This is a genomic window from Massilia luteola (assembly GCF_034420155.1).
Lineage (GTDB): Bacteria > Pseudomonadota > Gammaproteobacteria > Burkholderiales > Burkholderiaceae_D > Telluria > Telluria luteola.
Genome location: NZ_JAXOFN010000004.1, coordinates 214,872 through 241,368, shown reverse-complemented (window position 1 = coordinate 241,368; position 26,497 = coordinate 214,872). Strand labels below are relative to the sequence as shown.

Genomic DNA, 26,497 nt, shown 5'->3' with positions numbered 1-26,497 from the left:
ATGGTCATGGTAGCCGATCCGCGCCGGGCGCGTGGACGCGGGTCAGCGCACCAGGGCGAGCAACGCGCACAGGCGCGCGCTGCGCATCCACCCGAGCACGACGACCGCCAGCTGGGCCAGCACGACGGCGCCGATCGTCCCGGCCGTTCCCAGCGCCGGCACGCGCGTGCGCGCGAGCGCGAGCAGCGTGGCGACCGTGATGCCGACGGCCGTGACGGCGAGGTAAGTCCCGAGCAGCGCCAGCGGCCGTCGCAGCAGCAGGGCGCAGCCGTGCCACCATGCCGCGACGGCGGACGTGCGGCGGCGGTCGGCGCCGAGCACGGCGCGGCCGACGTCGACCGTCGCGTGGGCCAGCAGCAGGACCACGGTCGTGGCCAGCAGGGCCAGGTGCGCGGCGCGTTCGGCGTCGCTTTCCAGCAGGGCCGTCGCGGCCGTCTGGCCGGCGAGCCGCCAGGCGCCGGCGCCCAGCAATCCGGCGACGCCGAGCGGCACGACGGACCACGCGAGCATGCGCGCCAACCGCGGATATTCCTGCGCGCCGGCGGCCAGCAGGGCGCCGGACCCGAGGCGTTGCGGCGCGCGGCTCGCCTCGACCGCCATGCCGGCCAGCAGCGGCGACAGCAGCAACGTCAGCGCCAGCGCGACGCCGCCGCCCAGGCCCAGCGCCGGCGCATGGCGTTCGCGCGCCGCGCCCACGATGTCGGCGAACGCGATCATGTCGAGGCGGTCGGCCAGCCGCGCCGCGTACACCGAGTGATCGAGGCTGGCGGACAGCAGCTGCCACACCGGCAGCGTGGCGACGATGGTCGGCAGCAGCAGGAGGACGGCCCACCACAGCAGCAACCGCCATTGCAGCGTATCGCGCGTCGCGCGCAGTACCGTGCCGGCGCCGGCCGGGCGGGACGCGCCGGCGTGCGCGGACCGGGGCGGGGCGAGGGTCGATTCGGTCGTCATAGCGTCGCGATCAGGGCCAGGAGATAGTCGGCGACGGCCGCGAAGTCGAGACCCCAGCGGCGCGATGCGCGCGTATCCGGTTCGAGGGTGCGGCTGTCATCGAGCTTGCTCACGTCGAGGTAGTGCAGGCGTTGCGGATCGAGTTCGGCCGAGACGGCCCGTGCGGTCTTCGTCCACACGAACTTGTGCCAGCGTTCGTCGGCGTTCCATTGCACGGTCTCGCGGCTGCCGTCGGCGAATTTCACGACGAGCGTCTGCGGGACCGGTGCGCCGAGGCGGCGGACCGTCACCTCGGTGCGATACGGATACGGTCCGGTGCCGTCCGGCGCGTGCGGATGCAGCTTGTGCCAGCGCGTGCGCGTCTCCTCGTTCCATCGGTCGACCGTGGCCTGCTTGTCCTCGATCCACGCACCGCCGCGCTGGCGCATGCCGGCGAGGGGCGGCAACGCCACGCTCGTGAAGTCGCCGATGCGATCGTCGACGCGCGTGACGGCGTAGACCTGGCGCGCGAACACGTCCTCGATGTCGGCGCGCCGGCCCGTCACCTCGGCCAGCGTCTCGCGCAGGTCGGCGATGCTCGGGTGGCGGAACTTCCAGCGCCGGTAGTACTCCTTGAACGCGTGTTCCATCGGGGCGCGGCCGATGCGCGCTTCGAGGTCGCGCATCAGCGTCGCCGTACGGGTGTAGACGGGGCCGATGTCTTGCAGGCGGTGCCACGCGTTGTCGCCGGGCGGATCGGCCGGGTCGTCGCGCGGCGTGGCGGCGCGCTCGGCGTCGAAGGTCGGGTAGCCGGGCGCGAAGCCGAGCCGGCGCAGGAGCGGCGTCGCGATGTATGCCAGCCGGCCCTGGTCGCGCATCATGCGGTTGTCCCAGTATTCGTTCAGGCCCTCGTCCAGCATCGGCTCTTCGAATTCGTTCGACGCGAGCAGGCCGTAGAAATAGCCGTGGCCGAATTCGTGGATCGTGACGAAGGCGAGGGCGGACTGGTTCGTGGTGCGCGGCTCGACCGTCCGATAAGCCTCGGTCGTGAAGAAGGTCGGGTATTCCATGCCGCCCGCTTCTTCCGCGTTGTAGGGCGGGATCACGATGGTCAGGGTCTTGTACGGGTACGGCCCCAGCGTGTCCGAGAAATACGTCAGCGCCGCCTTTGCCGCTTTCAGCGCGGGGGCCGCGCTGGCGCCGAATTCAGGCGGATACAGCACCGTCACCGTCACTTGCGGGCTGCCCGGGCCGGTCCACGTGTCGACGAGCGGCTTTGCCGTCTGCCGGTCGGCGGTCCAGGCGAAATCGTGGACGTCGCCCTGGGCGAAGCGCCATGTGCGCATGCCGTCCTTGTCGACGGGGGCGCCTTGCGGCTCGCCGGTCGCGCCCACGGTGTAGCCGCGCGGGACGGTCAGGCTGACGTCATAGCTGCCGAAGTCGGCGTAGAACTCGGAATTCATGTGGAACTCGTGCACGTTCCAGCGCGGCGCGCTTGCCCCGCGCTCGCCCGGCAGTTCCAGCACGCCGATCTTCGGGAACCACTGGGCGACGAGGTGGAACGTGCCGAAGTAGCCCGTGCGCGCGACGACGCGCGGCAGCTGCGTGAAAAAATCGATGTCGAACGTGGCCGATCCGCCCGGTGCCACGGCCCGCGGCAGGTCGAAGCGCACCACCGTGTGGTCGGTGGCGGGTCCGTCGTCGGGATGGACGAAGGTCCACGGCACGTGCGCGCCGCCTTGCGCGACGCGGCGCAGTTCGATGTGGCCCCACGCGCCCTTGATGTCGGTGGCGGCGCGGTACGAGCCGTCGCGTTCGCGCCGCTCCGTGAAGAACGTGCTGCCGGCGCCGTCGAACGCGTTCATGTACAGGTGCAGGTAGACGCTCGTTACGGCGACCGCGCTGCGGTTGCGCCATGTGAGCCGTTCGTGCCCGGTCACCGTGTGCTTGTCCGCATCGAGCGTGGCCGCGATGTCGTAATGGACGACGCGGTCGGACAAGGTCGGCTCCTGCCCCGTGCGCGGTCCGCCCCAGGCGTCCGGGCCGCTGGGGACGCGCACGGCGGCGGCATCGGGCGCGGCGAGGGCGATGCCGCCGGGCGCCGGTGCGGGCACTGGCACGATCGAAGGCGCTGCCGTCGGCGCAATCGAAGGCGGGGCTGCCGGCGCGATCGAAGGCGCGGCTGCCGGCGCGGCGAGCACCGCCGCCGCCAGCAGCAGGGCGGCGGCCAGTGCGGCGCGGGGCAGCGAGGTAAAACGCGGATGCATGCGGGACTCCAGGCGTGGCTCGTCGGTGCGCTCACTATATGCGAGTTCGCGGCGGGTCCGCGCGGGTTTCGTGCGGCGCGGCGTTGGCAGGGTTATAATCCCGGGGTTCTGGTGCCCGCATGCGCGTCTGCGCGTGCAGTTAAACGGGAAACACGAAGCGGCGCCGCCTCCGGCGGCACGCCAGCGTGTGCTGCCCCCGCAACGGTAAACAAGCGTCGCCGCACGGCGACAGGCCGCCCCGATGACCACTGTGCTTGCATAGGAAGGTGGGGCGGTCCGTCTTGGAGCCCGGAGACCGGCCAGACAGGTGAAGCCGGCTCGCGCCGCGCTTTTTGTGTACGCCGGCGTGCGGGGACGCTTGCCGGTGCCAACCCGAAAATAGAACATCCAATGCATTTTGCCGCCTCCACCCGCGGCGCGCCGGCTTTGACGCCGATCGCGCTGGCCTGCGCCGTATCCCTGTCCCTGTTCGCCGGCGCCGCGTGCGCCCAGGACGACGTCCCGTCGACCGTCGTCGTCACCGGTTCCCGCTTCCCCAGCGTGGCAAGCCTGCGCCCGATCGGCGCCACCGTCATCACGCAGGACGACATCCGCCGCGCCGGCGTCAACGACGTGAACAGCGCGATCCGCAAGGTCGGCGGCGTGTTCGGCCGCCAGAGCCTGGACTCGTCGCCCGACTTCGCGCTCGACCTGCGCGGCTTCGGGACCAACGGCGCGCAGAACATGGTGATCATGGTCGACGGCGTGCGCCTGAACGAGAACGAGCTGACGAATGCCGTGCTGTCGACGATCCCGATCGACACGGTCGAACGCATCGAGATCACGCGCGGCGGCGCCAGCGTGCTGTATGGCGAAGGCGCGACTGGCGGCGTCATCCAGATCACCACGCGCCGCGCGCTCGCCGCCGGCACGCACGGTTCCGTGTTCGCGGAAGGCGGCTCGTTCCACGAACACGACGTGCGCGCATCGCTGTCGCAGACGGCCGGCGCCGTCAGCGCCGACATCGCGGTGGCGCGCCAGGGCAGCGACAACTATCGCAAGAACAGCGATTTCGACCAGACGACGGCATCGCTCAACGTGCAGACGCGCTTCACCGGCGGCCGCGCCGGCATCCACGTGGAGAGCGCGCGCCAGGAGTCGCGCTTCCCCGGTTCGCTGACCCTGGCCCAGTTCGACGCCGACCCGACGCTGGCCTCGACGCCGAAGGACTTCGGTTCGCTCGACACCGACCGCGCGAACGTCTTCGCCGAGTATCGCGTGGGCGCCGTCGACCTGGCCGCGGACCTGTCGCACCGCGAGCGCAACGTGCGTTCGAACTATCTGTCGACGAGCTTCACGTCGGTCAACGCGTACGACGGCCGCCAGGACCAGTTCTCCCCGCGCGCGCGCTGGCTCGCCAGTGCGGGCGGCATGCTCAACGAACTGGTGGGCGGCCTGGACTTCACGCGCTGGAAGCGCAAGACGGCGTCGTCGTTTTCGACCGCCGACGCGAGCCAGGGCGCGAAGGCCGTGTACCTGCGCGACGAGCTGCGTTTCGACCCGGCCCACGACGGCCGCATCGCCCTCGGCGCGCGCCATGAGAACTTCGACAAGGATTATGTGGACGCGCTCGCCGGCGCCCCCGCGGAAGACCGCTCGCAGGCGCAGAACGCGTGGGAAGCGCAGGCCAGCTACCGCGTCCATCCGCTGGTCGAGGTGTACGCGAAGGCGGGGCAGAGCTACCGCGTCGCGAACGTCGACGAGAACAGCTACCGCTCCAGCACCGACATCCTGAAGGCGCAGACGTCGCACGACCTGGAATTCGGCACGACCCTGCGCCACGCGCCGGGCGACGACAGCCGCACGTTGACGGCGCGCGTGTTCCGTCATCGCCTGCACGACGAGATCTTCTACGATCCGACCGCGAACGGCGGCTGGGGCGTCAACACGAACCTCGACCCGACGGAGCGCAAGGGCTTCGAGATCGATGCCGAGGCACAGCTGGCCGCCGGCTGGCGCGCGAGCGCGCACGTGCAGCACGTGATCGCGCACTTCACGGCAGGCCCGAACACCGGCCGCGAACTGGTGCTCGTGCCGAAGAACGTGCTGACCGCGCGCCTCGCCTGGGCATCGGACAACGGCCAGTCGGCGGACGTGGGCGCGCAGTGGGTGGACAGCCAGCGCTACGGCAGCGACTTCACGAACGGCTGCGCGGCGCGCATCCCGTCGTACGCCACGTTCGACGGGCGCTACGCCATCAAGCTGGGCGCGTGGGAAATCGCCGCGGCGGGGCTGAACCTGGCGGACCGCCATTACTTCAGCAATGCGTTCGGGTGCAAGTCCGGCATCTATCCGAGCGATGGACGCCAGCTGAAACTGTCGGCGCGCTACGACTTCTGAGAACCGGGGTCAGAGCCCGATTTTGGGAAATTGCCAAAAATCGGGCTCTGACCCCGGTGTTGGTTACGACGGTAACGAAATGCAATAAATAAGCCAGGGCTAAGGTTGGTGGGCGAAAAAGTGGTAATCTCGCGATCGTTTGCTCAACCAACATAGAAGGAAAATTATGCGTTCCCTGCGTTTTGCCCTGCTCGCTACCGTGCTCGCCGCCAGCACCGCTTTCGCGTCGCCGACCGACCCCAAAAACGGTGTCGAATACGTGACGCTCGCTCAGCCGCAGCCGGTGCAGGCCGTGGGCAAGAAGGTCGAGGTGATCGAGTTCTTCATGTATCACTGCCCGCACTGCAACGCGCTGGAACCGCAGCTCGAGCAGTGGGTCAAAAAGCAGGGCGACAACATCCACTTCAAGCGCGTGCACCTGCCGTTCTCCGGCGCCAAGGATCCGGAAGCGCACCTGTACCTGACGCTGGAAGCGATGGGCAAGGCCGAGGAATTCCAGCCCAAGGTGTTCAAGGCCTGGCACGTGGATCACCTGCGCCTGAACACGGACGCCGCGATCATCGACTGGGTGGCGAAGAACGGCATCGACCGCGCCAAATTCATGGACGTGTGGAATTCGTTCGGCGTGACGACCAGGCTGCGCCAGCTGCCGCAGATCACGACCGATTACAAGGTCGATGGCGTGCCGACCATCATCATCGACGGCAAGTACCAGACCTCGCCCGCGATCGTCTACAATTCGGTCAAGAGCAGCAGCGAACCGGTGCTGTTCCAGGCCACCCTGCAGGTGATGGACGCCCTGGTGGCGAAAGCGGCGAAGTCGAAATAAGCGAAACAACGCAAGGTAGAGAAACAGCGCAATGAGTGATGTCGAAGGCAAGATCCTGAAGATGTACGACAAGTCCAAGCCGGACGAGGAGCACTTGTTCGACTCGAGCAACTGGAACCACGTCGCCTGGTGCATCGTGGTCGTGCTCGCGGGCCTGGTCTTCTGGCTCGCCATTGCGCTGGTCAATGCGGAAAACCAGCGCAACGCGTTGATGACGAAACAGTGCGCCGATCCCATCTTCAAAGGGGAGATCGACCGGCAATGCCTGCTGGCCGTGCATTCGCGCGAGCACTGGTGGCAGCACCTGTGGTACGGGATGCGCCACGTGACGCCGGAAGCCCCGGCAACGGTGGGTCGCCGCCGCTGAGGCGGCGCCGCAGCCACGGCGCTACGCGGCCAGCACGCCGTCCGGCAGGCTGATCACGAAGCGCGCGCCGCCCAGCGGCGACTGCTCGACCTTCAGGTGGCCGCCGTGCAGTGCGATCGCCTTGCGCGCGATCGACAGGCCGAGGCCGAACCCGCCCGTGGCGCGGTCACGGCTGCGGTCGAGCCGGTAGAACGGTTCGAAGATGCGTTCCCGTTCCTCTTCGGGGATGCCGGGGCCGTCGTCCTCGATGGCGATCTCGATGCGGCAATCGTCGCGCCGCACGCGCAGCGCCACCTCGTGCGCCGCGTATTTCTGCGCATTCCTCAGCAGGTTGCCGATGGCACGGGCGAGCAGGCGGCGGTCGGCGTCCATGCTGCCCAGGCGCTCGCCCAGGTCCACGTGCAGGCGCTGCGGACGCGGATGCAGGCCATCCGCGCATTCGCGCAGCAGCGGCTCCAGGTCGAACAAGGTGCGCTGCGTGCCCTGTGCATTGTCCAGCTTGCTCATCGACAGCAGCTCGTTGACGAGGTCGTTCAACTCCGCCAGGTCGCCCTCCATCGCCGTGATGCGCTTGCTTAAGGCCGGATCGGCCGCGCGCTCGTTCAACAATTCCAGGGCGAACTCCAGCCGCGCGATCGGCGTGCGCAACTCGTGCGAGACGGAATGCAGCAGGTTCTTCTGCGCTTCGAGCAGGCCCTGGATGCGCTCGGCCATCGCATTGATGCGCTCGGCCAGTGGATAGACGGCGTCCGCCGGCTTCAGGTCGGCCCGCGCCGATAATTGCCCGGCGCCGAACTCGTCCGCCACGCGCGACAGCGTCTGCAACGCCTGCCAGTGCGCGCGCGACCACAGCGCGATGGGCACCAGCAGCGCGAGCGCCACCACGACGTAGCGCACCACTTCCATCGCGAGGGCCTGGCCGAGGTCGATCGGCAGGTTGTACGCGTGGATCGCTTCCTCGTTGCTGCCGATGTAGCGCTCGCCGTGCAGGTCGACGCGCCGGAAGAATGCCTTGTGCTGCGGGTCCAGCACGACGTCGCCCCGCTCCAGCGCCGCATGCTGGCGCGCGGGCAGGGCGGCGCGCGCCTGGTCCAGCGGGATCAGGTCGAAATGGGCTTCGGACACTTCGCGCACCTTGTTCAGGCGGCCGAGCCACTCGTCGGCCGGGGCGCGGTCGACATATTGTTCGAGCAGAAAGATCTGGGCCGACGCCTGGCGCCGCGCGATGTCGTCGAGCGGGTCGCCGAACAGGCGGGCGAAGACGAAATAGATCACGAACGTCGCGCCCGTAATCGACAGCATCACGAGCACGAAGAAACGGAAGAACAGGCGATTCACGCCATCATCCTCCGGTCACGGCAAACACTGGGTCAGGTTTTGTCTTGCACATATCGAAATTGTATAGGAGCAATGGCCTATAAAACCATTATTTACAAATTGTGGACAAATGCCCGACAGTCGGCGGATGAAGTTCTTGCCGCACCTGCGTACGATTCGCATCGTCAGGGCACTCGAACACCGTGCGGGCAGCGCGGGCCGGCCCCGCAGCGCGCGGCGGGCGGTTCGGCGTGTCCTTATCGGGTTTTCCGTTTGGCCCACCTGATGCGCGAGAGACGGTGGGCCTTTTTTATTCCGATGCGTGCCGGGCACACGGCGCCATCGTACTCCTGAGAGAGGGGAGAATGAGCATTCCTGGACGCGTGATATGGCCGCTGGGCGCGGTCGTCGTCGGTGCGGTACTGGCCGCCTGCGGTGGTGGAAGTACCATGCACGACCTGCAAGCCACGCCGGGCATCGCCGTGGGCGAGCCGAACCCCGCCGCCCTCGCCACGGCGCCGTTCATCGAGATGGCGCGCACCGCCGGCTGTAACGAGACACGCAACCGTTTATTTGTCATCGACGGCAAGCAAGTGTTTTGGGACCGCGCCGGCCAGTGCGCCGATGCGTCATATGGGCAGGTCCTGTTCGGCAGCACGCCGGAGACGCGGTTGTGCTCGTCCGGCGACACGATCGCCGGCCCCAGGACGGATTGCCAGGACGAGAGCGCCCGCGCGCTGTTCGAGACGCTGGTCAAGAACGCCGACCGGCCCGACCTGGGCCTGGGCAGCGCCCACACGGTCGAGCCGCTGAGCTTCATGCCGCCGGCCGGCACGGCCATCGCCTACGACACGGTGGCGCGGGACAACCTGTCGGGCGTGACGGCGCCCCAGACCGTCGTCGTCAAGGACCAGGCCACCTGGGACAAGCTGTGGCGCCAGCATGCCGCCGGCCGCACGCCGGCGCCTGCCGTGCCGAAGGTCGATTTCACGCGCAAGATGCTCGTCGGCGTGTTCGGGGGCGAGTACGGCGACAGTTGCCACGGCATCGCCATCGCCCGCGTGGCGGCCGGCGCCAGCAAGCTGGACGTGGAAGTGGCCGGGCGCGCTACCCCGGCGCAAGCGGTCTGCCTGCCGGTCGTGAGCCACCCGATGCAGGTGGTGGCCGTCGACCGTACGGATGCGGACGTCGCCTTCATCACGGCGACCGCCGCGGACGTGCCGTTCCGGACGGCGGATGTGACGGCGTTGTCGAACATCCACGCGGCGCGCACCGTCGTCGTCAAGGATGCGGCCGCCTGGACCCGCCTGTGGAACGAACACGCACCCGGCCGCGCGCAGCCCGCCGTCGACTTCGCGGCCGACATGGTCGTCGGGGTGTTCATGGGGACCGGCGCCAGCGGTTGCTACACGACGGCCATCGACGGCGTCGTGCGCACGGCCGACAGGATCCTCGTGCACGAGCTCAGGTCCGTGCCGGGGCCGGACATCGCCTGCGCCATGCATGTGACGACACCGGCGCACCTCGTCGTCGTCCCGCGCAGCGACCTGCCAGTGGAATTTGCGCTCGAAGTGGCAACGCGGTAGGAAAGGATATGGGAGGACGGGAGACAAAGCCGTAGAATATTGTCTTCCCGAATCTTTCACCCGTGAACATGAACAAGCTTCTCTTCCTCGCGCTGGGCGCGGCCTGCGGCACGACGTGGGCCCAGACGCCGGCGACCAACCCCATGCCCGACGGCAGCCGCGACATGTACGCGGGCCTGGGCGTGCAGTCGGCGCCGCGCTGGGACGGGACGGGAAGCCGCAAGGTATCGGCGTTGCCGGTGCTCCAGGTCCAATGGAGCAACGGCCTGTTTATTTCCGGCATGAGCGCCGGGATGCACCTGTCGGACGATCCGACGTTCGAGTACGGCCCGTTGCTGGCCGTGCAACCGGGGCGCGACCGGACGGGAACCGGCCAGGCGATCGGCGGCATCGGCAGCACCGACACGATGCTGATCGGCCCGGTCCCGGAGCCGATCGACAAGCGCAACATGCGCAACACGGACCTGGACGGCATGGACAAGATCGGCGCCCGCCTGCAGGGCGGCGCCTTCGCGAACTATTACGTGACGCCGCAATGGCGCCTGATGAGCAGCCTGCTGTACGGCGCCGGCAACGACCACGACGGCGCCCGCCTGGACCTGGGCGTGCAGCGCCTGGCCGTCGAACTCGGCGCGCGGCATCACGTGTCGCTGTCCGCCGGCGTCACGGTCGTCAACCGCAACTACAACCAGACGTATTTCGGCGTCACCGCGGCGGAAGTGTCGCGCAGCCGTTTTTCCTACTACGAGGCGGGCGGCGGCCTGCAGGATGCGCACGTGGGCGTGCGCTGGAACTGGGCCTGGTCGCCCTCGTGGATGCTGACCTCCAACCTGCAGGCCAGGCGCCTGCTGGGCAGCGCCGCGCACAGCCCGCTCGTCGAGCGGTCCACCAACCTGACGGTTTCGACCGCCATCGCCTACCGGTTCTGATGATGCGCGCATCCCGCCAACTCGTCGCTGCCTTCGCCTGGCTTGCCGCGGTCATCCCGACCGTCGCGCACGCCCAGGCGCAGGCGGGCGAATGGGTGAGCTACCGCGATGCGTACCGGGCCATGGTCCAGTTCGAGAAATACGGCGGGCCGAAGAATCTGCTGCAGAGCCAGCTGCAAGTGCAGTCCAGGGACCATGCGGGCCTCGGCGAAGGCGCCCAGCTGACGCTGACGGGCAGGGTCACGCAGCTGAACCTGCCGCTGGACGCCCTCGGCCGCACCGTATTCCCCTTGCAGAAGGCGGCCTACGACGAAAACGCGGCGCTCGTACTGAACCGCAAAGGCATGCCGTTCGTGCTGCGCCCGCAGGTGACGATCGCGCCGCGCGCCGACGGCGAGTACGACGCCGCGATCCTGCGCACGGCCTGCGCCCAGGCGCTCGGTTTCGTGCGTTACGTGGATGCCTCGCAGCGCGCGCGCCAGTGCGCCGGCGTGCGCTTCGTGTTCCCGAAAAAGGAATCGGCCGGCGCCCGCCTGCGCCATGCGGACGGCGTCGAACAGGCGCTGCCGGTGACGGCCGGCGCGGCCTTCACGGGCGATCCCGACGAAGGATTTCCCATCGTGACCTGGCGCTTCGGCGCGGGCGCGGAACGGGCCCAGGTCATCACGTACAATGCGCCGCTGGCGATCGTGCCGATCTTCGAATAAGCCCATGCAAGGACAACGATGAACAAGACGATACTCGTCACGGGCGCCAGCCGCGGCATCGGCGCCGCCTGCGCGCTGCTGGCGGCACGGCGCGGCTACACGGTCTGCGTGAATTACCGCGACAACGCCGGCGCGGCGGACAGCGTCGTGCGCGCCATCGAAGCGGCCGGCGGACAGGCGTTCGCGGTCGCGGCCGACGTGGCGGACGAGGGCGCCGTCGAGCGCCTGTTCGCGGCCATCGATGCGCGCTGCGGCCGGCTCGACGCCCTCGTCAACAACGCCGGCATCCTCGCCCGCCAGAGCCGCGTCGAGCACATGGATGCCGCGCGCATCGGCCGCATCCTCGCGACCAACGTCACGGGCAGCTTCCTGTGCGCGCGCGAAGCGGTGCGGCGCATGTCGACCCGGCATGGCGGCAATGGCGGCGCCATCGTGAACGTGTCGTCGCGCGCGGCCGTGCTTGGGTCGGCCAACGAATACGTGGACTATGCGGCGTCGAAGGCCGCGGTGGACGCGCTGACGATCGGCCTGGCGAAGGAAGTGGCGCAGGAAGGCATCCGCGTGAATGGCGTACGGCCGGGCCTGATCGACACGGACATGCACGCGAGCGGCGGCGAGCCGGGCCGCATCCAGCGCCTGCAATCGTCAGTGCCGATGGCGCGCGGCGGGACGGCGGAGGAAGTGGCGGCGGCCGTCATGTGGCTGCTGTCGGATGAGGCGTCGTATGCGACGGGCACGTTCATCGACGTGTCCGGCGGACGCTGAAAAAACCGTCGTTCCCGCAGAGGCGGAAAGCAAGTAAAAACCGTCGTTCCCGCAGAGGCGGAAAGCAAGTAAAAACCGTCGTTCCCGCAGAGGCGGAAACCAAGCAAAAACCGTCGTTCCCGCAGAGGCGGAAACCAAGCAAAAACCGTCGTTCCCGCGCAGGCGGGAACCCAAGTTCGGCGCTCAGCTCCACGCCGAGGGCGAGAACAAGTAACCCTCGCCCCACACCGTCTTGATCTTTTCCGACAGGTTGTCGTCGAACTTGCGGCGCAGCTTGGAGATGCAGTTGTCGATGCTGCGGTCGAGCCCGTCGAACTCGATGCCGCGCATCTTCTTGAGCAGCTCGTCGCGCGACAGCACGCGCCCGGCGGCCTCGGCCAGCACGAGCAGCAGCTTGTATTCGGTATTGCTGAGCACGCACGGCTGGCCGCGCCACGTGACGCTGCGGTCGCTCGTCATGATGCGCAGTGCGCCGAACTCGAGCATGCGGGCGTCGGCGGTCGTCTTCGTCTGCGTGCGGCGCAGCAGGGCGCGCAGGCGCGCCAGCAGCACGCGCGGCTGCACGGGCTTGTTGACGAAGTCGTCGGCGCCTTGCTCCAGGCCGGACACCTCGTCGTACGTGTCCTCGCGCGCCGTGAGGATCAGGATCGGCACGTCGGACACGTCGCGGATCTGGCGGCACACGACCATGCCATCCATGCCGGGCAACATGAGGTCGAGCACGACGATGTCCGGCGCGGCCGTCTTGAAGTGATCGAGCGCGGCATCGCCCCGCGTGACGAGGTCGACCGAGAATTCATAGCCGGACAGGTATTCCGTCACCAGTTCCGCGAGACGCGGATCGTCTTCCACCAACAGTACGCGATACATGAGGTTCTCCTTCGACCTCGCATTGTATAAGAGCGGGCAACAACGGAGGATGTTTGGCGGGTAGGGGTGACAAATTCGTACAGTTTCGCGACAAACGGGCCGCGAATGCCGTGGTGCCGGCCGCGGCAGCGACACGCTGACCGGCGGCGCGGGCATCGATACGGCTGACCAGACGACACGGCCCGCGCGAGGCGGGCCGTGTGTTTCCCGTCGTTCCGGGCCTGGTCAGGCCGGAACGGACAGGCAATCGCCTCAGGCGAAGTTCTTGTTCACGAAGTCCCAGTTGACGGTGTTCCACCATGCCTCGACGAACTTCGGACGGGCATTGCGGTAGTCGATGTAATAGGCGTGTTCCCACACGTCGCAGGTCAGCAGGGCCTTGTTGTCGGTCGTCAGCGGGGTGCCGGCGTTCGACGTGTTGGCGATGTCGACGGTGCCGTCCGGCTTCTTCACCAGCCAGGTCCAGCCCGAACCGAAGTTGCCGACGGCCGATTTCTGGAACTCTTCCTTGAACTTGTCGAACGAACCCCACTTGGCGTTGATCGCATCGGCGACCGGGCCGGTCGGCGCGCCGCCGCCGTTCGGGCTCATGCAGTTCCAGAAGAAGGTGTGGTTCCACACCTGGGCCGAGTTATTGAAAACGCCGCCCTGCGACTTCTTGATGATCTCTTCCAGCGACAGGTTTTCGAACTCGGTGCCCTTGATCAGGTTGTTCAGGTTCGTGACGTAGGCCTGATGGTGCTTGCCGTAGTGGTATTCCAGCGTCTCGGCCGAGATGTGCGGCTGCAGGGCATCCTTGGCGTACGGCAGTGGGGGCAGGGTATGTTCCATGTCTTGTTCCTTGGTGAGTTGACGGGAGACTTTCTCGAAGTCTCTGCGGTACAGCAATTCGGGCGCTTATTCTAAACCGGTTAGCAGATCGTTGCAGATATGGCTTTGCGAAACCACCATATTGTCGGAAACGTCGGGAAACCTGCTGCGCGTTGCACTGGCGCTTTGCGATGCTCGCTGTACGCGCGTACGGCTGCGCTTATCAAGCACCATTGCGGCCGCTCGCGACGGTTTTTCGAGGTTCCCTCACTCCAATAAATCCTGCACGCCCGCCACGCTGACCTCGGCGCTGCCTTCCGCCAGGCGGATGCGCAGCACGTCGCGCGGCTTGATCTGCCCCGGTGCATGCAAGACCTTGCCTTTCGCATTGCTGACGATCGCATAGCCGCGTTCCAGCGTGCGCTGCGGGTTCAGTAGTTCGAGCTGCGCGGCCAGGCCGTTGAGCGCTTCGCGCCGCGCGCGCAACTGGTTGCCGATGCTCGCCGTCAGGTGGCGCCGGTCCGATTCCAGCCGCGTGCGCAGGCCGCTCCAGTCCGGACGATGGCGGGCCCAGCGCTGCTGCATCTGCGCCAGCAGCACGCCGTGCCGGTTCACCGGAGCGCGCACGGCATGCGTCAGACTGCTGGCCATGGCAAGAAGTTTCAGGCGCTGATGGGCGATCTGGCTCGATGGGCTCAGCAGGCGGCGCGACAGGTTGTCGAGGCCCTGGCTGGCGTCGGACAGCACGCGGTCCATCGCGCGGCGCAGGTCGCCGGCGTCCGCCTGCAGCGACGCGAGCCAGTCGGCGCGGGCGGTCGCGGCCAGCTCGGCGGCGGCCGTCGGCGTGGCGGCGCGCAGGTCGGCGGCGAAGTCGGCGATGGTGAAGTCGGTCTCGTGGCCCACGCCCGAGATCACGGGCATGCTGCACGCCGCGATCGCGCGCGCGACGGCTTCCTCGTTGAAGCTCCACAAGTCTTCGATCGAGCCGCCGCCGCGGCACACGATCAGGATGTCCACTTCGCGCCGGTGCGACGCGTTGGCAATGGCTTCCGCGATCTTTTGCGCGGCCAACTGACCCTGCACGGGCGCCGGATACAGCACGATGCGCACGTGCGGCACGCGCCGCCTGAGCGCCGTCAACACGTCGCGCAGGGCCGCCGCCTGCGGACTGGTGACGATGCCCACCGTGCGCGCGAACAGCGGCAGCGGCCGCTTGCGGGCTTCGTCGAACAGGCCTTCCGCGCCCAGCTTTTCCTTGAGGCGCATGAACGCTTCGTACAGCGCGCCCACGCCGGCCCGGCGGATCGCCTCCACGTTGATCTGGTAATCGCCGCGCGCGCCGTACAGCGTGACGAGGGCGCGGACCTCGACCTTGTCGCCTTCGCGCGGCGTGAAGCCGGCGTACTGGGCGCGGCCGCGGAACATGACGGCCCGCACCTGGGCCGCGTCGTCCTTGAGCGTGAAATACCAGTGGCCGCTCGCCGCGCGCGTGAAATTCGAGATCTCGCCGCCGATCCAGACGAGGGGAAAGGTGCGTTCCAGCAGGCGCGCGACCTGCTGGTTGAGGGCGGTGACGGTCAGTACGGGCGGGGCGGCATAGGCCGGATCGGCGTCTTCGGTGGGAAACATAGGCGTAAACTGGGTTGGACTGTCCACAAAAACATGGTTGCGCGCAGTGTAGGGCACATCTGCCGTAAAACGACAGATAGTTTTTGTAAACGCCTGATTTTTATAGTAAAAGCTTGCTGCCTGATTTCGATGCAGCAATCAAATTGCGTTATGGATCAATGGGTTGAGTGCATCTCCGAGTACTTGGCCACAATCTTATCCACAGAATGTGTGCGAAAGTGGACAAGCCGTAGGTGCCTCCGAATTCAGCGTGCATATGTTTTTCTAAAGCAATCAAACACTTAGGCCGCGATCCCGGCCGTTGCTCACATTGTTTTCCACAGTTTATGTGAACAGATGGGCGTGCGGTCCGCGTACTTGACCCGCACCGCTTGCCCGGCGCAGGTAAAACGTCTTGCCTAAAAATGCCGCACGACAAAAATCCCGTTTAAATTCAGATACTTCGTGCCCGCTCAAGACGCTTGCTCACAATCTTTTCCACAAAATTTGTGAAGAAGGCGGACGCCGGTCGCGGCATGCCTCATTTCCGAGGAGGCGACTATAACCCAAGACGCCGTGCGGTCGGGATACGCGCCCGTTCCGGTCGTTCGCCTGTGTACAAGTACCGTTTGCCTAAAAAATGGGCTTGGAGATGAATCGTGATTAGAATCAAAGACTTGAGGAGCGATCAATAATCTTGCTCACATCGTTTTCCACAGTTTGTGTGAAGAATCCCGTTCCCTGGGGCGGTACCGTCGGCAAGCCGGTTGTTCAAAAAACAGGCGGGCACGACTTTCCCTTGCAAATCAATTGTTTAGCCTACGGTTTGTGCGCTTGCGCACAATTTTGTCCACAAAAAATGTGCAGAAGGGTCGGGGCGGTACGTGGCTGTAGTTGCACTCAACCGTGCCTATTTTTTGGACTTGGAAATTTCCATGTGTAAAATCAAAGACTTACCGTCTGTAAGACTGTTTCCTCACAAATTTATCCACAGAAATTGTGGGCAACTACATGTGCTGATCCCTGTGCGAACCAAAGAAATTGCCTGAGGGGAACTCATCCCGACCGTGCCGCGTTTTTACGCACGGAAAAATATCCTTTAAGAATCAAGGTACTTGGCGTCACGAGCGCGCCTTGCACACACTTTTATCCACAGAAAGTGTGCAGAACTCTACTTGCCGCAAACCGGGCAACACGTTACATTGCGCAACTACCTTGTCTATTGATTTTTACTCATCCAGGAGTCCCATTTGCTCGCCATTCTCCAAGCTGCCGGCTGGCCCATCTGGCTGTTGCTGATCGCCTCGATCATTGCCCTGGCCCTGATCATCGAGCGCGTGATCTACCTGCGCCGCGAAAAGATCCTGCCGCGCCAGCTGCTCGATGAAGTGATCCAGGTCTATCGCAACGGCAAGGTCACTCCGGACATCATCGACAAGCTGCAGACGAATTCCCCGCTCGGCGCCGTGCTGGCCGCCGCGCTGCGCAACGTCGACGCGCCGCGCGACGTGATGAAGGAATCGATCGAGGAAGCGGGCAGGGGCGTCGCCCACGTGCTCGAGCGTTTCCTGACGACGCTGGGTACGATCGCTTCGCTGGCACCGTTGATGGGCCTGTTCGGCACGGTCGTCGGCATGATCGAGATCTTCGGCGCCCAGAACGCCAGCGGCACGAATCCCGCCCAGCTGGCGCACGGTATCTCCGTGGCGCTGTACAACACGGGCTTCGGCCTGGCGATCGCGATGCCGGCCCTCGTGTTCTACCGCCATTTCCGCGCGCTGGTCGACAGCTTCATCATCGACATGGAGCTGCAGGCCGTGAAATTCGTCGACGTCGTCCACGGTGCGCGCAAATGATCGATTTCCGCCGCGGCCGCAAACGCGAGGATCCGGAAATCAACCTGATCCCGTTCATCGACGTGCTGCTGGTCGTGCTGATCTTCCTCATGGTCACGACGACCTACAGCAAGTTCACGGAACTGCAGATCACGCTGCCCACGGCCGATGCCGAGAAGGCCGTCGAGAAGCCGTTCGAGATCAACGTCACGGTCGATGCCAAGGGTAATTACACGGTGAATAATGTCCCCGTCGCGTTCCACGGCGTCGCGAGCCTGGCGGACGACCTCAAGCGCGCGGCCGGCATCGGTCCGGACGGCCAGCCGCTGGCGACGCCCGTGAAGGACCCCGTGATCATCGTCAACGCCGACCAGTTCGCGATGCACCAGATGGTGATCAACGTGCTGGAAGCGGCGCGCATGGCGGGCTACGACAAGCTGACGTTCGCGGCGCAGACGGGCGGGCAGAAGTAAATCGAGATCGTCCTTTCCGGCACTGCCGGAAACGACTCCCCGCGCCGGCGGGAATCCAAGTTCTGCGAGCGCTGACGATGCGCGTGCAAATTGGGTCCCCGCCTTCGCGGGAACGACGTTTTTGCGCTAGCGCGCTTTTTGAGCTAACGCGCTTTCCGAACCAAAGCTTTACATGGCATCCTCCCTCGAATCCACCTTGACCCGCGCCTGGCTGCGCCGCGGCCCGCTGGCCATCGCCCTGTTGCCGCTTGCGTTGCTGCTGCGCGTGCTGGTCGCGCTGCGCGTCGCGTTGTACCGCGCCGGCATCCTGAAGTCGGAACGGCTGCCCGTGCCCGTGGTGGTGGTCGGCAATATCTTCATCGGCGGCACCGGCAAGACCCCGCTGACGATCTGGCTGGCGCAGCAGTTGCGCGCGGCCGGGATGCGCCCCGGTGTGATCTCGCGCGGTCATGGCGGCGCGGAAGAGGCGCCGCGCGAAGTGTTGCCGACGTCGCGCGCACAGGACGTCGGCGACGAACCGCTGCTGATCGCGGGCCGGGCCGGCTGTCCCGTCGTCGTCGGCCGCAGGCGCGCGCAGGCCGGGCGCCACCTGCTGGCGCTGCATCCCGACGTCGACGTGTTGATCACCGACGACGGCCTGCAGCACTACGCGCTCGCGCGCGACGTGGAGATCGTCCTGTTCGACGGCCGCGGCACCGGCAATGGCTGGACCCTGCCGGCCGGCCCGCTGCGCGAGGCGCCATCGCGGCGGCGCGATTTCACCGTCGTCAACGCGCCCGACATCACGCCGGCGCTGGCCGCCGCGGTGCACGGGCAGCCGTGGCAGATGCGCCTGGCGGGCGACCACGCCGAGCGCCTGATGGACGCGAACGCGCGCGTGCCGCTGTCTCGGCTGCGCGGCAAGCGCGTGCTGGCGGCGGCCGGGATCGGCAATCCGGGGCGCTTCTTCGCCATGCTGCGCGCCGCCGGGCTGGAGGTCGCCGAGCTGCCGCTGCCCGATCACCACGACTTCCTGGACGACCCGTTCCGCGCCGTCGACGCCGACGTCATCCTGGTGACGGAGAAGGATGCAGTAAAATGTCGGCAACTTGAAACAATCAACAACGACCCGCGCCTGTGGGTCGTGCCGGTCGGCGCGCAGATCGATGCCGCGCTGGCTGCCCAAATCGTGGAGAAATGTCGTGGACGCCCGACTGCTTGATATCCTGGTCTGCCCGCTGTGCAAGGGACCGCTCGAATATGACAAGAAAGCGCAGGAACTGATCTGCCGCCCGGACCGCCTCGCGTATCCGATCCGCGACGGCATCCCGATCATGTGGGCCGAAGAGGCGCGCAAGGTCGAGCCGATCCTGTGATCGCATGAGTTTCGTCGTCATCATCCCGGCACGCATGGCCTCGACCCGGCTGCCGAACAAGCCGCTCGCGGACCTGGGCGGCAAGCCGATGGTCGTGCGCGTGGCCGAACGGGCGCAGCAATCGGGCGCATCCCGCATCATCGTCGCCACCGACCACGCCGGCATCGCGGCCGCGTGTGCCGCGCACGGCATCGAGGCCTGCATGACGCGCGCCGATCACCCGTCCGGCACCGACCGCATCGCCGAAGTGGCGCGCGCGCTGGACCTGGCGCCGGATGCCGTCGTCGTCAACCTGCAGGGCGACGAGCCGCTGATCGCCCCCGCGCTGCTGGCCGCCTGCGCCGCGCGTATTTCTGCGGACGTGCCGATGGCCACGTGCGCCCATCCGCTGTCGGACGCGCCCGACGCCTTCAATCCGAACGTCGTGAAGGTCGTGCTGGACAAGGCCGGGCGTGCGCTGTATTTCTCGCGCGCGACGATCCCGTGGCACCGCGACGGCTTCGCCGCCACCCGCGACCGGCTGCCGGCCGGTTACGTCCCGCTGCGCCACATCGGCCTGTACGCCTACAGCAATGCCTTCCTGCAGCGCTATCCGCAACTGGAGGCGTCGCCGCTGGAATCGATCGAGGCACTGGAACAGCTGCGCGTGCTGTGGCATGGCGTGCCCATTGCCGTGCACGTGACGGACGAGGCGCCGCACGCCGGCGTCGACACGCCGGCCGACCTCGAGCGGGTGCGGCTTTTCTATACATCTTGATCCTGTTGGAAACTACTCTTCAGGCTGCTTGCGCCAGGTCAAACGGCTGAGAGATCGCCGGCCGCCGGTGGCGTCGAATGCTGCTTTTGTGGTAAGTTTCGTACCAGCTAGTCAGACATGCATCAATGCGGTTATCTGTGCGCAATCTGTGCGTAAGGATAACTGCACTAAAAAAATTATTAGATACCTTTAGGAATCCTTCATGCGTCTCATTCTGTTAGGAGCCCCCGGCGCCGGTAAAGGCACCCAGGCAAACTTCATCAAAGAAAAGTACAACATCCCCCAGATTTCCACCGGCGACATGCTGCGTGCGGCCATCAAGGCAGGCACCGAGCTGGGCCTGGCTGCGAAAAAGGTGATGGATGCGGGCCAGCTGGTGTCGGACGACATCATCATCGGCCTGGTGAAGGAGCGCCTGAAGGACGCGGATTGCGCCAACGGCTACCTGTTCGACGGCTTCCCGCGCACCATCGCGCAGGCCGACGCCATGAAGGACAGCGGTGTCAAGATCGACTACGTGCTGGAAATCGACGTGCCCGACGAGCTGATCGTCGAACGCATGAGCGGCCGCCGCAGCCATCCGGCCTCGGGCCGTGTGTACCACATCAAGTTCAATCCACCGAAAGTCGACGGCCGCGACGACGTCACGGGCGAACCGCTGGTCCAGCGCGACGACGATACGGAAGAAACGGTCAAGAAGCGCCTGGCCGTGTACCATAACCAGACCGAAGTCCTCCTCGGCTACTACAACAAGTGGGCGGAATCGGGCCTGCCGGGTGCACCCAGGTATCGCAAGATCTCGGGTGTCGGTCCGGTCGAACAGGTACGGGACGCCGCATTCGCGGCACTCGCAGGCTGAGCATTCCAGGGCGGCGCAAGCCGCTCTTTTTGGCTCCGGATGACTAGTGCCATCCGTCCAGGTTTTTAGATCAAAGTTTTGTCGCACCTGGTGCGGCGAATGCAGCAAGGCAGGCCGCTCCAGCGGACATCGCACGACGGCCTTCGACTGTGGTTGTTTGATCGAAGAACGAGGGGGACGACATGGCATCCGCGCAGCTCATCTTCGCCGTCGCATGCGGCGTCATCGCGGTATTCTACGGCTTGTGGTCGCGCCGATGGGTCCTTCTCCAGGATCCCGGCAACGCGCGCATGCAGGAAATCTCGCTGGCCATCCAGCAGGGGGCCTCGGCCTACCTGGCGCGCCAGTACCGGACCATCGGCATCGTCGGCATCGTGCTGCTGATTGCCATCTTCTTCCTGCTCGGCGGGGCCACCGCGGGCGGCTTCCTGGCCGGCGCGCTGTTGTCCGGGGCCTGCGGCTTCATCGGCATGAACGTCTCCGTGCGCGCCAACGTGCGCACGGCGCAGGCGGCCGCGACGGGGCTCGACGCGGCGCTGAACGTCGCCTTTCGCGGCGGCGCCATCACGGGCATGCTGGTGGTCGGCCTCGGCCTGCTGGGCGTGGCGCTGTTCTACTGGATCCTCATCCTGCGCGCCGACGCCGCCCTGTCGCCCCATGACGTCATCCAGCCGCTCGTCGGGCTGGCGTTCGGCGCGTCGCTGATCTCGATCTTCGCGCGCCTGGGCGGCGGCATCTTCACCAAAGGCGCCGACGTGGGCGCCGATCTCGTCGGCAAGGTCGAGGCCGGCATTCCGGAGGACGATCCGCGCAATCCCGCCGTCATCGCCGACAACGTGGGCGACAACGTCGGCGATTGCGCCGGCATGGCGGCCGACCTGTTCGAGACCTATGTCGTCACGCTGGTCGCCACGATGCTGCTGGGGGCGCTGATGATCCCCGGCATGGGCGGCGCCGGCATGAGCTATCCGCTGCTGCTGGGCGGCGTGTCGATCATCGCGTCCATCATCGGCTGCTCGCTCGTGAAGAACCATCCGGGGCACAAGATCATGTACGCCCTGTACACCGGCCTGTGGTGGTCGGCGGCGCTGTCGCTGGTCGGGTTCGCCGTCGTCACCTGGCTCGTGTGGCCGGACGAGGCCATGCGCTGGCGCATGCTGGGCTGCGCCACGGTCGGCATCGCGCTCACCGGCCTGATGGTCTACATCACCGAGTACTACACGGGCACCGAGTTCGCGCCCGTGCGCCACATCGCCGAAGCGTCGACGACGGGCCACGGCACCAACATCATCGCGGGGCTGGGCGTGTCGATGAAGTCGACGACGTACCCGGTGCTCGTGGTGTGCGCGGCGATCCTCGTCGCCTACCAGCTGGGCGGCCTGTACGGCATCGCCATCGCCGCCACCGCGATGCTGTCGATGGCCGGCATCATCGTCGCGCTGGACGCCTACGGCCCGATCACGGACAACGCCGGCGGTATCGCCGAGATGAGCGGCATGCCCGACCAGGTGCGCGCCGTCACCGACCCGCTGGACGCCGTCGGCAACACGACCAAGGCCGTCACGAAGGGCTACGCCATCGGCTCGGCGGGACTGGCCGCGCTGGTGCTGTTCGCCGATTACACGCATGCGCTGGAAGCGCAGGGCACGCACCTCGCGTTCGACCTGTCGAACCCGATGGTCATCGTGGGCCTGTTCATCGGCGGCCTCGTCCCCTATCTGTTCGGGGCGCTGGCGATGGAAGCGGTGGGGCGGGCGGCGGGCGCCGTCGTGATCGAGGTGCGGCGCCAGTTCCGCGACATCGTCGGCATCATGGCGGGCACCGGCAAGCCGGAATACGACAAGGCCGTCGACATGCTCACCGCGTCCGCCATCCGCGAGATGGTGCTGCCGTCGCTGCTGCCGGTGATCGTCCCGATCCTCGTCGGCATGCTGCTGGGACCTGCGGCGCTGGGCGGCATGCTGATGGGTACGATCGTGACCGGACTCTTCGTCGCGATCTCGATGACGACGGGCGGCGGCGCCTGGGACAACGCCAAGAAATATATCGAGGACAACCACTACGGCGGCAAGGGCTCCGATGCGCACAAGGCCGCCGTCACGGGCGACACGGTGGGCGATCCGTACAAGGACACGGCGGGGCCGGCCGTGAATCCGCTCATCAAGATCATCAACATCGTGGCGCTGCTGCTCGTGCCGCTGCTGCCGGCGGGCGGCTGGCTGTCCGTGTCGGCGCCGCAGTCGCTGTATCCGAAGCCGGTCGCGACGGCGCATGCGGTTGCGGTGCCGGTTCAGCGTGCTGGTCTTCGCGTCGGGTGGGTGGCCCCCGCGCGCCAGGCGGTCAGCGCTCCAGCGCCCCGGTGAGCGCGCGCTCCAGCGACGCCCGGTCCGAATCGCCGCGGTAGCGCACGCCGTTGATGTAGAGGGTCGGGGTGCCGGTGGCGCCGTCGTGGCGGGCGCGTTCGGCGTCCGCCTGCACCCGCGCGCGCTGGCGGCGTTCCAGGATCTCGGCGCGGAAGCGTTCGATGTCGAGGTCCAGGCTTTCGGCCAGCACGGCGAGATCCTGCTTGGCGCGGACCTGGTGCTGCCGTTCGAACAGCACGTCGTGCATGTCCCAGAACCGGCCCTGGCTGCCCGCGGCTTCGGCCGCTTCCGCCGCCAGTTCGGCCAGCGGGTGCAGGTGTGCCAGCGGCAGGTGCCGGTAGACCAGGCGGATACCGCCGAACCGACCGTCCAGGTCGCGTAGCGCGATGTGGGCGCGTGCGCTGTACGGGCACTGGAAGTCGGCATATTCGATCACCGTGAGCGTGGCATCCTCCGGTCCGCGCACGTGCTCGGCGTTTCCGATCTCGTCAACTCGTTGCATCGCTGTCTCCCCGGTGCGGCGGCGCGCCAACACGGCGTGCCGCATCATGGGCGCCATGATGGCATGACGCGCGCGCTCATGTAGTAAATTTTCACCCGGCAAGAAGATAGGTGTAAAAACAAAACAGATGGCGACGTGATCGCCTCCGTTGCGGTACAGTAGCGCCATCAGCGGTCTTGTTTCCTGAACAAGCCGCGCCAGCTTACTAACCAAATGGAGAAAACCATGACGAGCAATCTTGGAAGAAAGGGCGTATCCGACGCGCCCGGCCTCGATCCCACCAACGTTCCACGCCTGGACGGCATGCAGGACACCGACGGCGCGAGCCGTGCCGAGCTGCAGCGCGCCCTGCTGGTCTACGGCATGGCCGGCGCACTCGGCGCCGATCACGTACGGGGCGCCATCGAGGACGTGCGCGCCTGACCGGATCGCTGACGCCCGGCACGCCAACGGGACCCGCGGGTCCCGTTTTTCATGAGAACACGCACATCCGGTCCGCCTCCTCGCGCAGCCAGGGCCGGAAATCGGGATGCGCGATGGCGATCAGCGCCTGCGCGCGCTGCCTGGCCGACTTGCCGCGCAACTGGGCCACACCCCATTCCGTGACGACGTAGTTGACGTCGTTCTTGCTCGTGGTGGCGTGGGTGCCGGGCGCCAGGGTCGGCACGATGCGCGAGACGGTGCCGTCCTTCGCCGTCGACGGCAGCACGATGAAGGATTTGCCGCCGCGCGAGCGGTTCGCGGCGCGCACGAAATCCACCTGGCCGCCTGTGCCGGAATAGGGCAGGTGCCCGATGCTTTCGCTGCCGCACTGGCCGAGCAGGTCGATCTGCAGGCTGGCGTTGATCGACACGAGCTTGTCGTTCTGCCCGGCGACGTACGGGTCGTTCGTGAAATTCGACGGATGCATTTCCAGCATCGGATTGTGGTGCATGAACTCGTACAGCCGGCGCGAGCCGAGTGCGAACGTCGCCACCATCTTGCCCGGCAAGAGCGTCTTCCTGCGGTTGGTGACGGCGCCGGCCTCGACGAGCGTCAGGATGCCGTCACCGATCATTTCCGTGTGGATGCCGAGGTCGCGCTTGCCCGTCAGCTGCATGACGACGGCGTCCGGAATGCCGCCGTAGCCGATCTGCAGCGTCGATCCGTCCTCGATGTGCTCGGCGACGAGGCGGCCGATCGCTTCCTGCACGGGGCCGATGTGCGGCAGGCCCACTTCCATGATCGGGTCCTCGCTCTCGACCAGCGCCGTGACCTGGGAAATGTGCACGTGGCATTGGCCGTGCGTGTAGGGGACATGCGGATTCACCTCCAGCACGACGGCGCGCGCCTTCGCCACGGCCGCCATCGTGTAGTCGGTGCCGAGGCTGAGGGCGAAGTGGCCGGAGGCGCTCATCGGCGAGGCCATCGCGAACACGACGTCGGCCGGCATCAGGCCCCGTTCGATCAGCACCGGAATCTCGGAAAAATAATTCGGGATGAAATCGCACCAGCCGCCCTGGCCGCCGGCGCGCGACGCGCCACCGAAGAACAGCGCGGCATGGCGCACGTGCGCCCGGTGTTCCTGGGCGAAATAGCCGTACTTGCGCATGGCGAGGATCTGCGCCACCTGGACGCCCGTGAAGCCGCGGCATTCGTCCGACAAGGCGTGCAGCAGGGTGGGCGGTTCGCCGACACCCGTCGGCACGACGATCATGTCGCCGTCGCGTACGTGGTTGAGGGCATCGAAGGCACTGCCGCGCCGGGCGCGGTACATCTCCTGCATCGTCTGCATGGTCGTCTCCTGTGGGAAGCCTCGAAGAACCGGCGCGAACGTCGCAGCCGGCGCGGCCCGACGAGGGTGCAATGCGCGGCAGGTCGTTGACGCTTCCAGTCGTTTTTGTTTGAAAAACATGCGCTTTGGCAGCTTAACAGCGTGGCCGAAGATACTGACGCGCACCTGACGCGCGTTGGATGCACAGCTGCGCGCCGGGACGGGGCCGCGCGGCCGATAATGCAAGGACGAGGAGCGAACATCATGGCACAACGACGACAGTTAGCCGCGGCCGCGCTGGCCGCATGCGCCGTGCTCGCCAGGCCGTGCATGGCGCCGGCCGCGGCGGCCCGGGCGCAGCAGGCGCGCGCGCAGGACGCGGCCACGCGGCGCCAGTCGGAACGCACGGACCAGGCGAACCGCGAGGCCGCCGTGGCCGACGAAGCCAGCGCGGCGCAAGGGCATCCGGCCGCCGGCGGGGCCGCTCCCGCGGCCAACGACGGGGCGAACGACGTGGCCAACGACAGGGCCAACGACGGGGTCAACGACAGGGCCAACGACAGGGCCAACGACAGGGCCAACGACAGGGCCAACGACAGGGCCGCGGCCGGACGCACGCCGGCACCCAGGCTGAGCTATGGTCCGGTGCTGGCGCCGCGGGGCCCACAGCGCGCCGATCCGGCCCGCAAGGAGCCGGCCGAGGTGCGCGACGAAACGGACACGCTGGCCCGCGACCCCGCGCCGCAGCAGGCCCGGCCGTCAGATAAGCAACTAACCGACAAGCAGCGCAACGAGCAAAATAACCAGCGCAACGAGCAAAATAAACAGCGCAACGAGCGAAATAAAGGACAGCGGGAAGAACAACGCGAAGAACAGCGCCGGCGCGCCGCGCGCCGCCACGAGGCCTGGCAGGGCGAAGGCCCGATGGCGCCGCGCCCATTGCGTTCCGGCGCGGTTCCCCCGGCGACGGCCGCCGTGCCGATCCCGCCGCCGCTGCCCGCGCCGCAGCCGACGGTACCCAGTTCGAACGTGATCCGGGCCTGCCAGGGCATCGTCTGCACGGATGCGGCCGGCAATACGTTCAACGGCAGCGGCAATGCGGGCGTCGGCAGCGGCGGCCGCACGTGCACCCGGACCGGCACGACCGTGCAGTGTTTTTGATGCACGCATGGTGTTTCCACCAAAACCCCGCTAAAATCCGCTGGTTGACGTTTACGTAAACGGCAAGACTAT

General features: G+C 66.9%; 24 protein-coding genes and 1 riboswitch. Of the genes, 16 read left to right on the top strand and 8 right to left on the bottom strand.

The features are described 5' to 3' along the window. Positions 1–42: 42 nt before the first annotated feature. Complete coding sequence (locus tag U9J41_RS07705) at positions 43–954, bottom strand: hypothetical protein (RefSeq protein ID WP_322401567.1); 912 nt, start codon at positions 952–954, stop codon at positions 43–45. After that, positions 951–3,200 (bottom strand): M1 family metallopeptidase, encoded by a 2,250-nt coding sequence (locus tag U9J41_RS07700; protein WP_322401566.1) that lies wholly within the window; start codon positions 3,198–3,200, stop codon positions 951–953. Before U9J41_RS07700 ends, U9J41_RS07705 begins: the two co-directional genes overlap by 4 nt. A 92-nt stretch (positions 3,201–3,292) precedes the next feature. Further along, a riboswitch (cobalamin riboswitch) is annotated at positions 3,293–3,518 on the top strand. Positions 3,519–3,590: 72 nt separating this feature from the next. On the opposite strand from U9J41_RS07700, the gene U9J41_RS07695 reads away from it, so the two are divergent. The 3 genes from U9J41_RS07695 (at position 3,591) to U9J41_RS07685 (ending at position 6,775) form a co-directional block, all read left to right on the top strand. Beyond that, positions 3,591–5,579 (top strand): TonB-dependent receptor, encoded by a 1,989-nt coding sequence (locus tag U9J41_RS07695; protein ID WP_322401564.1) that lies wholly within the window; start codon positions 3,591–3,593, stop codon positions 5,577–5,579. Between the two features lie 166 nt (positions 5,580–5,745). Continuing rightward, on the top strand, positions 5,746–6,408 hold the full coding sequence (locus U9J41_RS07690; protein WP_322401563.1) for a thiol:disulfide interchange protein DsbA/DsbL: 663 nt from the start codon (positions 5,746–5,748) through the stop codon (positions 6,406–6,408). Positions 6,409–6,439: 31 nt separating this feature from the next. Then, positions 6,440–6,775 (top strand): hypothetical protein, encoded by a 336-nt coding sequence (locus U9J41_RS07685; RefSeq protein ID WP_322401561.1) that lies wholly within the window; start codon positions 6,440–6,442, stop codon positions 6,773–6,775. 21 nt (positions 6,776–6,796) lie between these two features. On the opposite strand, the gene U9J41_RS07680 is transcribed toward U9J41_RS07685, so the two are convergent. After that, on the bottom strand, positions 6,797–8,113 hold the full coding sequence (locus tag U9J41_RS07680) for an ATP-binding protein (RefSeq protein WP_322401559.1): 1,317 nt from the start codon (positions 8,111–8,113) through the stop codon (positions 6,797–6,799). Between the two features lie 428 nt (positions 8,114–8,541). On the opposite strand from U9J41_RS07680, the gene U9J41_RS07675 reads away from it, so the two are divergent. The 4 genes from U9J41_RS07675 to U9J41_RS07660 all read left to right on the top strand — a co-directional run bounded on the left by U9J41_RS07675 (position 8,542) and on the right by U9J41_RS07660 (position 12,079). Beyond that, positions 8,542–9,678: a hypothetical protein gene (locus U9J41_RS07675; protein WP_322401557.1), complete on the top strand. Its 1,137-nt coding sequence runs from the start codon at positions 8,542–8,544 to the stop codon at positions 9,676–9,678. 68 nt (positions 9,679–9,746) lie between these two features. Next, a complete protein-coding gene (locus U9J41_RS07670; protein ID WP_322401555.1) occupies positions 9,747–10,607 on the top strand; it encodes a MipA/OmpV family protein in 861 nt (286 codons plus the stop codon). Continuing rightward, positions 10,607–11,314 (top strand): hypothetical protein, encoded by a 708-nt coding sequence (locus U9J41_RS07665; protein ID WP_322401553.1) that lies wholly within the window; start codon positions 10,607–10,609, stop codon positions 11,312–11,314. Before U9J41_RS07670 ends, U9J41_RS07665 begins: the two co-directional genes overlap by 1 nt. Before the next feature lie 18 nt (positions 11,315–11,332). Further along, positions 11,333–12,079 (top strand): SDR family oxidoreductase, encoded by a 747-nt coding sequence (locus tag U9J41_RS07660; protein ID WP_322401551.1) that lies wholly within the window; start codon positions 11,333–11,335, stop codon positions 12,077–12,079. Positions 12,080–12,262: 183 nt separating this feature from the next. Here the strand turns inward: U9J41_RS07660 and U9J41_RS07655 are convergent, their stop codons facing one another. From U9J41_RS07655 to xseA, 3 genes are all read right to left on the bottom strand, one after another. Continuing rightward, entirely contained in the window at positions 12,263–12,949 is a 687-nt protein-coding gene (locus U9J41_RS07655) for a response regulator transcription factor (RefSeq protein WP_322401549.1), read from the bottom strand. A gap of 252 nt (positions 12,950–13,201) precedes the next feature. Beyond that, complete coding sequence (locus tag U9J41_RS07650; RefSeq protein WP_322401548.1) at positions 13,202–13,780, bottom strand: superoxide dismutase; 579 nt, start codon at positions 13,778–13,780, stop codon at positions 13,202–13,204. Between the two features lie 246 nt (positions 13,781–14,026). Then, on the bottom strand, positions 14,027–15,388 hold the full coding sequence (gene xseA, locus U9J41_RS07645; RefSeq protein WP_322401546.1) for an exodeoxyribonuclease VII large subunit: 1,362 nt from the start codon (positions 15,386–15,388) through the stop codon (positions 14,027–14,029). A gap of 1,229 nt (positions 15,389–16,617) precedes the next feature. On the opposite strand from xseA, the gene U9J41_RS07640 reads away from it, so the two are divergent. The 7 genes from U9J41_RS07640 (at position 16,618) to U9J41_RS07610 (ending at position 23,009) form a co-directional block, all read left to right on the top strand. Further along, complete coding sequence (locus U9J41_RS07640) at positions 16,618–17,223, top strand: MotA/TolQ/ExbB proton channel family protein (RefSeq protein WP_322401544.1); 606 nt, start codon at positions 16,618–16,620, stop codon at positions 17,221–17,223. Continuing rightward, a complete protein-coding gene (locus U9J41_RS07635) occupies positions 17,223–17,675 on the top strand; it encodes an ExbD/TolR family protein (RefSeq protein WP_322401630.1) in 453 nt (150 codons plus the stop codon). Before U9J41_RS07640 ends, U9J41_RS07635 begins: the two co-directional genes overlap by 1 nt. 172 nt (positions 17,676–17,847) lie before the next feature. Continuing rightward, entirely contained in the window at positions 17,848–18,876 is a 1,029-nt protein-coding gene (lpxK, locus tag U9J41_RS07630) for a tetraacyldisaccharide 4'-kinase (RefSeq protein ID WP_322401542.1), read from the top strand. Further along, positions 18,857–19,030, top strand: coding sequence for a Trm112 family protein (locus U9J41_RS07625; protein ID WP_322401540.1), 174 nt, complete (start codon positions 18,857–18,859; stop codon positions 19,028–19,030). The genes lpxK and U9J41_RS07625 overlap by 20 nt, the downstream gene beginning before the upstream one ends. Before the next feature lie 4 nt (positions 19,031–19,034). Further along, a complete protein-coding gene (gene kdsB / locus U9J41_RS07620; RefSeq protein ID WP_322401538.1) occupies positions 19,035–19,787 on the top strand; it encodes a 3-deoxy-manno-octulosonate cytidylyltransferase in 753 nt (250 codons plus the stop codon). Between the two features lie 202 nt (positions 19,788–19,989). Continuing rightward, complete coding sequence (gene adk / locus U9J41_RS07615) at positions 19,990–20,646, top strand: adenylate kinase (protein ID WP_322401536.1); 657 nt, start codon at positions 19,990–19,992, stop codon at positions 20,644–20,646. A 182-nt stretch (positions 20,647–20,828) separates the two neighbouring features. Then, a complete protein-coding gene (locus U9J41_RS07610) occupies positions 20,829–23,009 on the top strand; it encodes a sodium-translocating pyrophosphatase (RefSeq protein ID WP_322401534.1) in 2,181 nt (726 codons plus the stop codon). Here U9J41_RS07610 and U9J41_RS07605 read toward each other — a convergent pair. Further along, the gene (locus U9J41_RS07605; RefSeq protein ID WP_322401533.1) at positions 22,987–23,511 is read right to left on the bottom strand and encodes a DsbA family protein; all 525 of its coding nucleotides are present in this window, start codon (positions 23,509–23,511) and stop codon (positions 22,987–22,989) included. The two genes, U9J41_RS07610 and U9J41_RS07605, sit on opposite strands and share 23 nt — an antisense overlap. A 225-nt stretch (positions 23,512–23,736) precedes the next feature. Between U9J41_RS07605 and U9J41_RS07600 the strand changes: the two genes are divergently transcribed. Further along, positions 23,737–23,934, top strand: a complete 198-nt coding sequence (locus U9J41_RS07600) for a hypothetical protein (RefSeq protein WP_322401531.1) — start codon at positions 23,737–23,739, stop codon at positions 23,932–23,934. 49 nt (positions 23,935–23,983) lie between these two features. Here the strand turns inward: U9J41_RS07600 and U9J41_RS07595 are convergent, their stop codons facing one another. Beyond that, complete coding sequence (locus U9J41_RS07595) at positions 23,984–25,285, bottom strand: acetyl-CoA hydrolase/transferase family protein (protein ID WP_425260125.1); 1,302 nt, start codon at positions 25,283–25,285, stop codon at positions 23,984–23,986. Positions 25,286–25,528: 243 nt separating this feature from the next. Between U9J41_RS07595 and U9J41_RS07590 the strand changes: the two genes are divergently transcribed. Beyond that, positions 25,529–26,425 (top strand): hypothetical protein, encoded by an 897-nt coding sequence (locus U9J41_RS07590; protein ID WP_322401529.1) that lies wholly within the window; start codon positions 25,529–25,531, stop codon positions 26,423–26,425. Positions 26,426–26,497 lie beyond the last annotated feature (72 nt).

Excerpts from the sequence above, each read along its gene's own strand:
- U9J41_RS07705 (WP_322401567.1), bottom strand. The coding sequence starts at position 954 with ATGACGACCGAATCGACCCTCGCCCCGCCCCGGTCCGCGCACGCCGGC.
- U9J41_RS07700 (WP_322401566.1), bottom strand. The coding sequence starts at position 3,200 with ATGCATCCGCGTTTTACCTCGCTGCCCCGCGCCGCACTGGCCGCCGCC.
- U9J41_RS07695 (WP_322401564.1), top strand. The coding sequence starts at position 3,591 with ATGCATTTTGCCGCCTCCACCCGCGGCGCGCCGGCTTTGACGCCGATC.
- U9J41_RS07690 (WP_322401563.1), top strand. The coding sequence starts at position 5,746 with ATGCGTTCCCTGCGTTTTGCCCTGCTCGCTACCGTGCTCGCCGCCAGC.
- U9J41_RS07685 (WP_322401561.1), top strand. The coding sequence starts at position 6,440 with ATGAGTGATGTCGAAGGCAAGATCCTGAAGATGTACGACAAGTCCAAG.
- U9J41_RS07675 (WP_322401557.1), top strand. The coding sequence starts at position 8,542 with ATGCACGACCTGCAAGCCACGCCGGGCATCGCCGTGGGCGAGCCGAAC.
- U9J41_RS07670 (WP_322401555.1), top strand. The coding sequence starts at position 9,747 with ATGAACAAGCTTCTCTTCCTCGCGCTGGGCGCGGCCTGCGGCACGACG.
- U9J41_RS07665 (WP_322401553.1), top strand. The coding sequence starts at position 10,607 with ATGATGCGCGCATCCCGCCAACTCGTCGCTGCCTTCGCCTGGCTTGCC.
- U9J41_RS07660 (WP_322401551.1), top strand. The coding sequence starts at position 11,333 with ATGAACAAGACGATACTCGTCACGGGCGCCAGCCGCGGCATCGGCGCC.
- U9J41_RS07655 (WP_322401549.1), bottom strand. The coding sequence starts at position 12,949 with ATGTATCGCGTACTGTTGGTGGAAGACGATCCGCGTCTCGCGGAACTG.
- U9J41_RS07650 (WP_322401548.1), bottom strand. The coding sequence starts at position 13,780 with ATGGAACATACCCTGCCCCCACTGCCGTACGCCAAGGATGCCCTGCAG.
- xseA (WP_322401546.1), bottom strand. The coding sequence starts at position 15,388 with ATGTTTCCCACCGAAGACGCCGATCCGGCCTATGCCGCCCCGCCCGTA.
- lpxK (WP_322401542.1), top strand. The coding sequence starts at position 17,848 with ATGGCATCCTCCCTCGAATCCACCTTGACCCGCGCCTGGCTGCGCCGC.
- kdsB (WP_322401538.1), top strand. The coding sequence starts at position 19,035 with ATGAGTTTCGTCGTCATCATCCCGGCACGCATGGCCTCGACCCGGCTG.
- adk (WP_322401536.1), top strand. The coding sequence starts at position 19,990 with ATGCGTCTCATTCTGTTAGGAGCCCCCGGCGCCGGTAAAGGCACCCAG.
- U9J41_RS07610 (WP_322401534.1), top strand. The coding sequence starts at position 20,829 with ATGGCATCCGCGCAGCTCATCTTCGCCGTCGCATGCGGCGTCATCGCG.
- U9J41_RS07605 (WP_322401533.1), bottom strand. The coding sequence starts at position 23,511 with ATGCAACGAGTTGACGAGATCGGAAACGCCGAGCACGTGCGCGGACCG.
- U9J41_RS07600 (WP_322401531.1), top strand. The coding sequence starts at position 23,737 with ATGACGAGCAATCTTGGAAGAAAGGGCGTATCCGACGCGCCCGGCCTC.
- U9J41_RS07595 (WP_425260125.1), bottom strand. The coding sequence starts at position 25,285 with ATGCAGACGATGCAGGAGATGTACCGCGCCCGGCGCGGCAGTGCCTTC.
- U9J41_RS07590 (WP_322401529.1), top strand. The coding sequence starts at position 25,529 with ATGGCACAACGACGACAGTTAGCCGCGGCCGCGCTGGCCGCATGCGCC.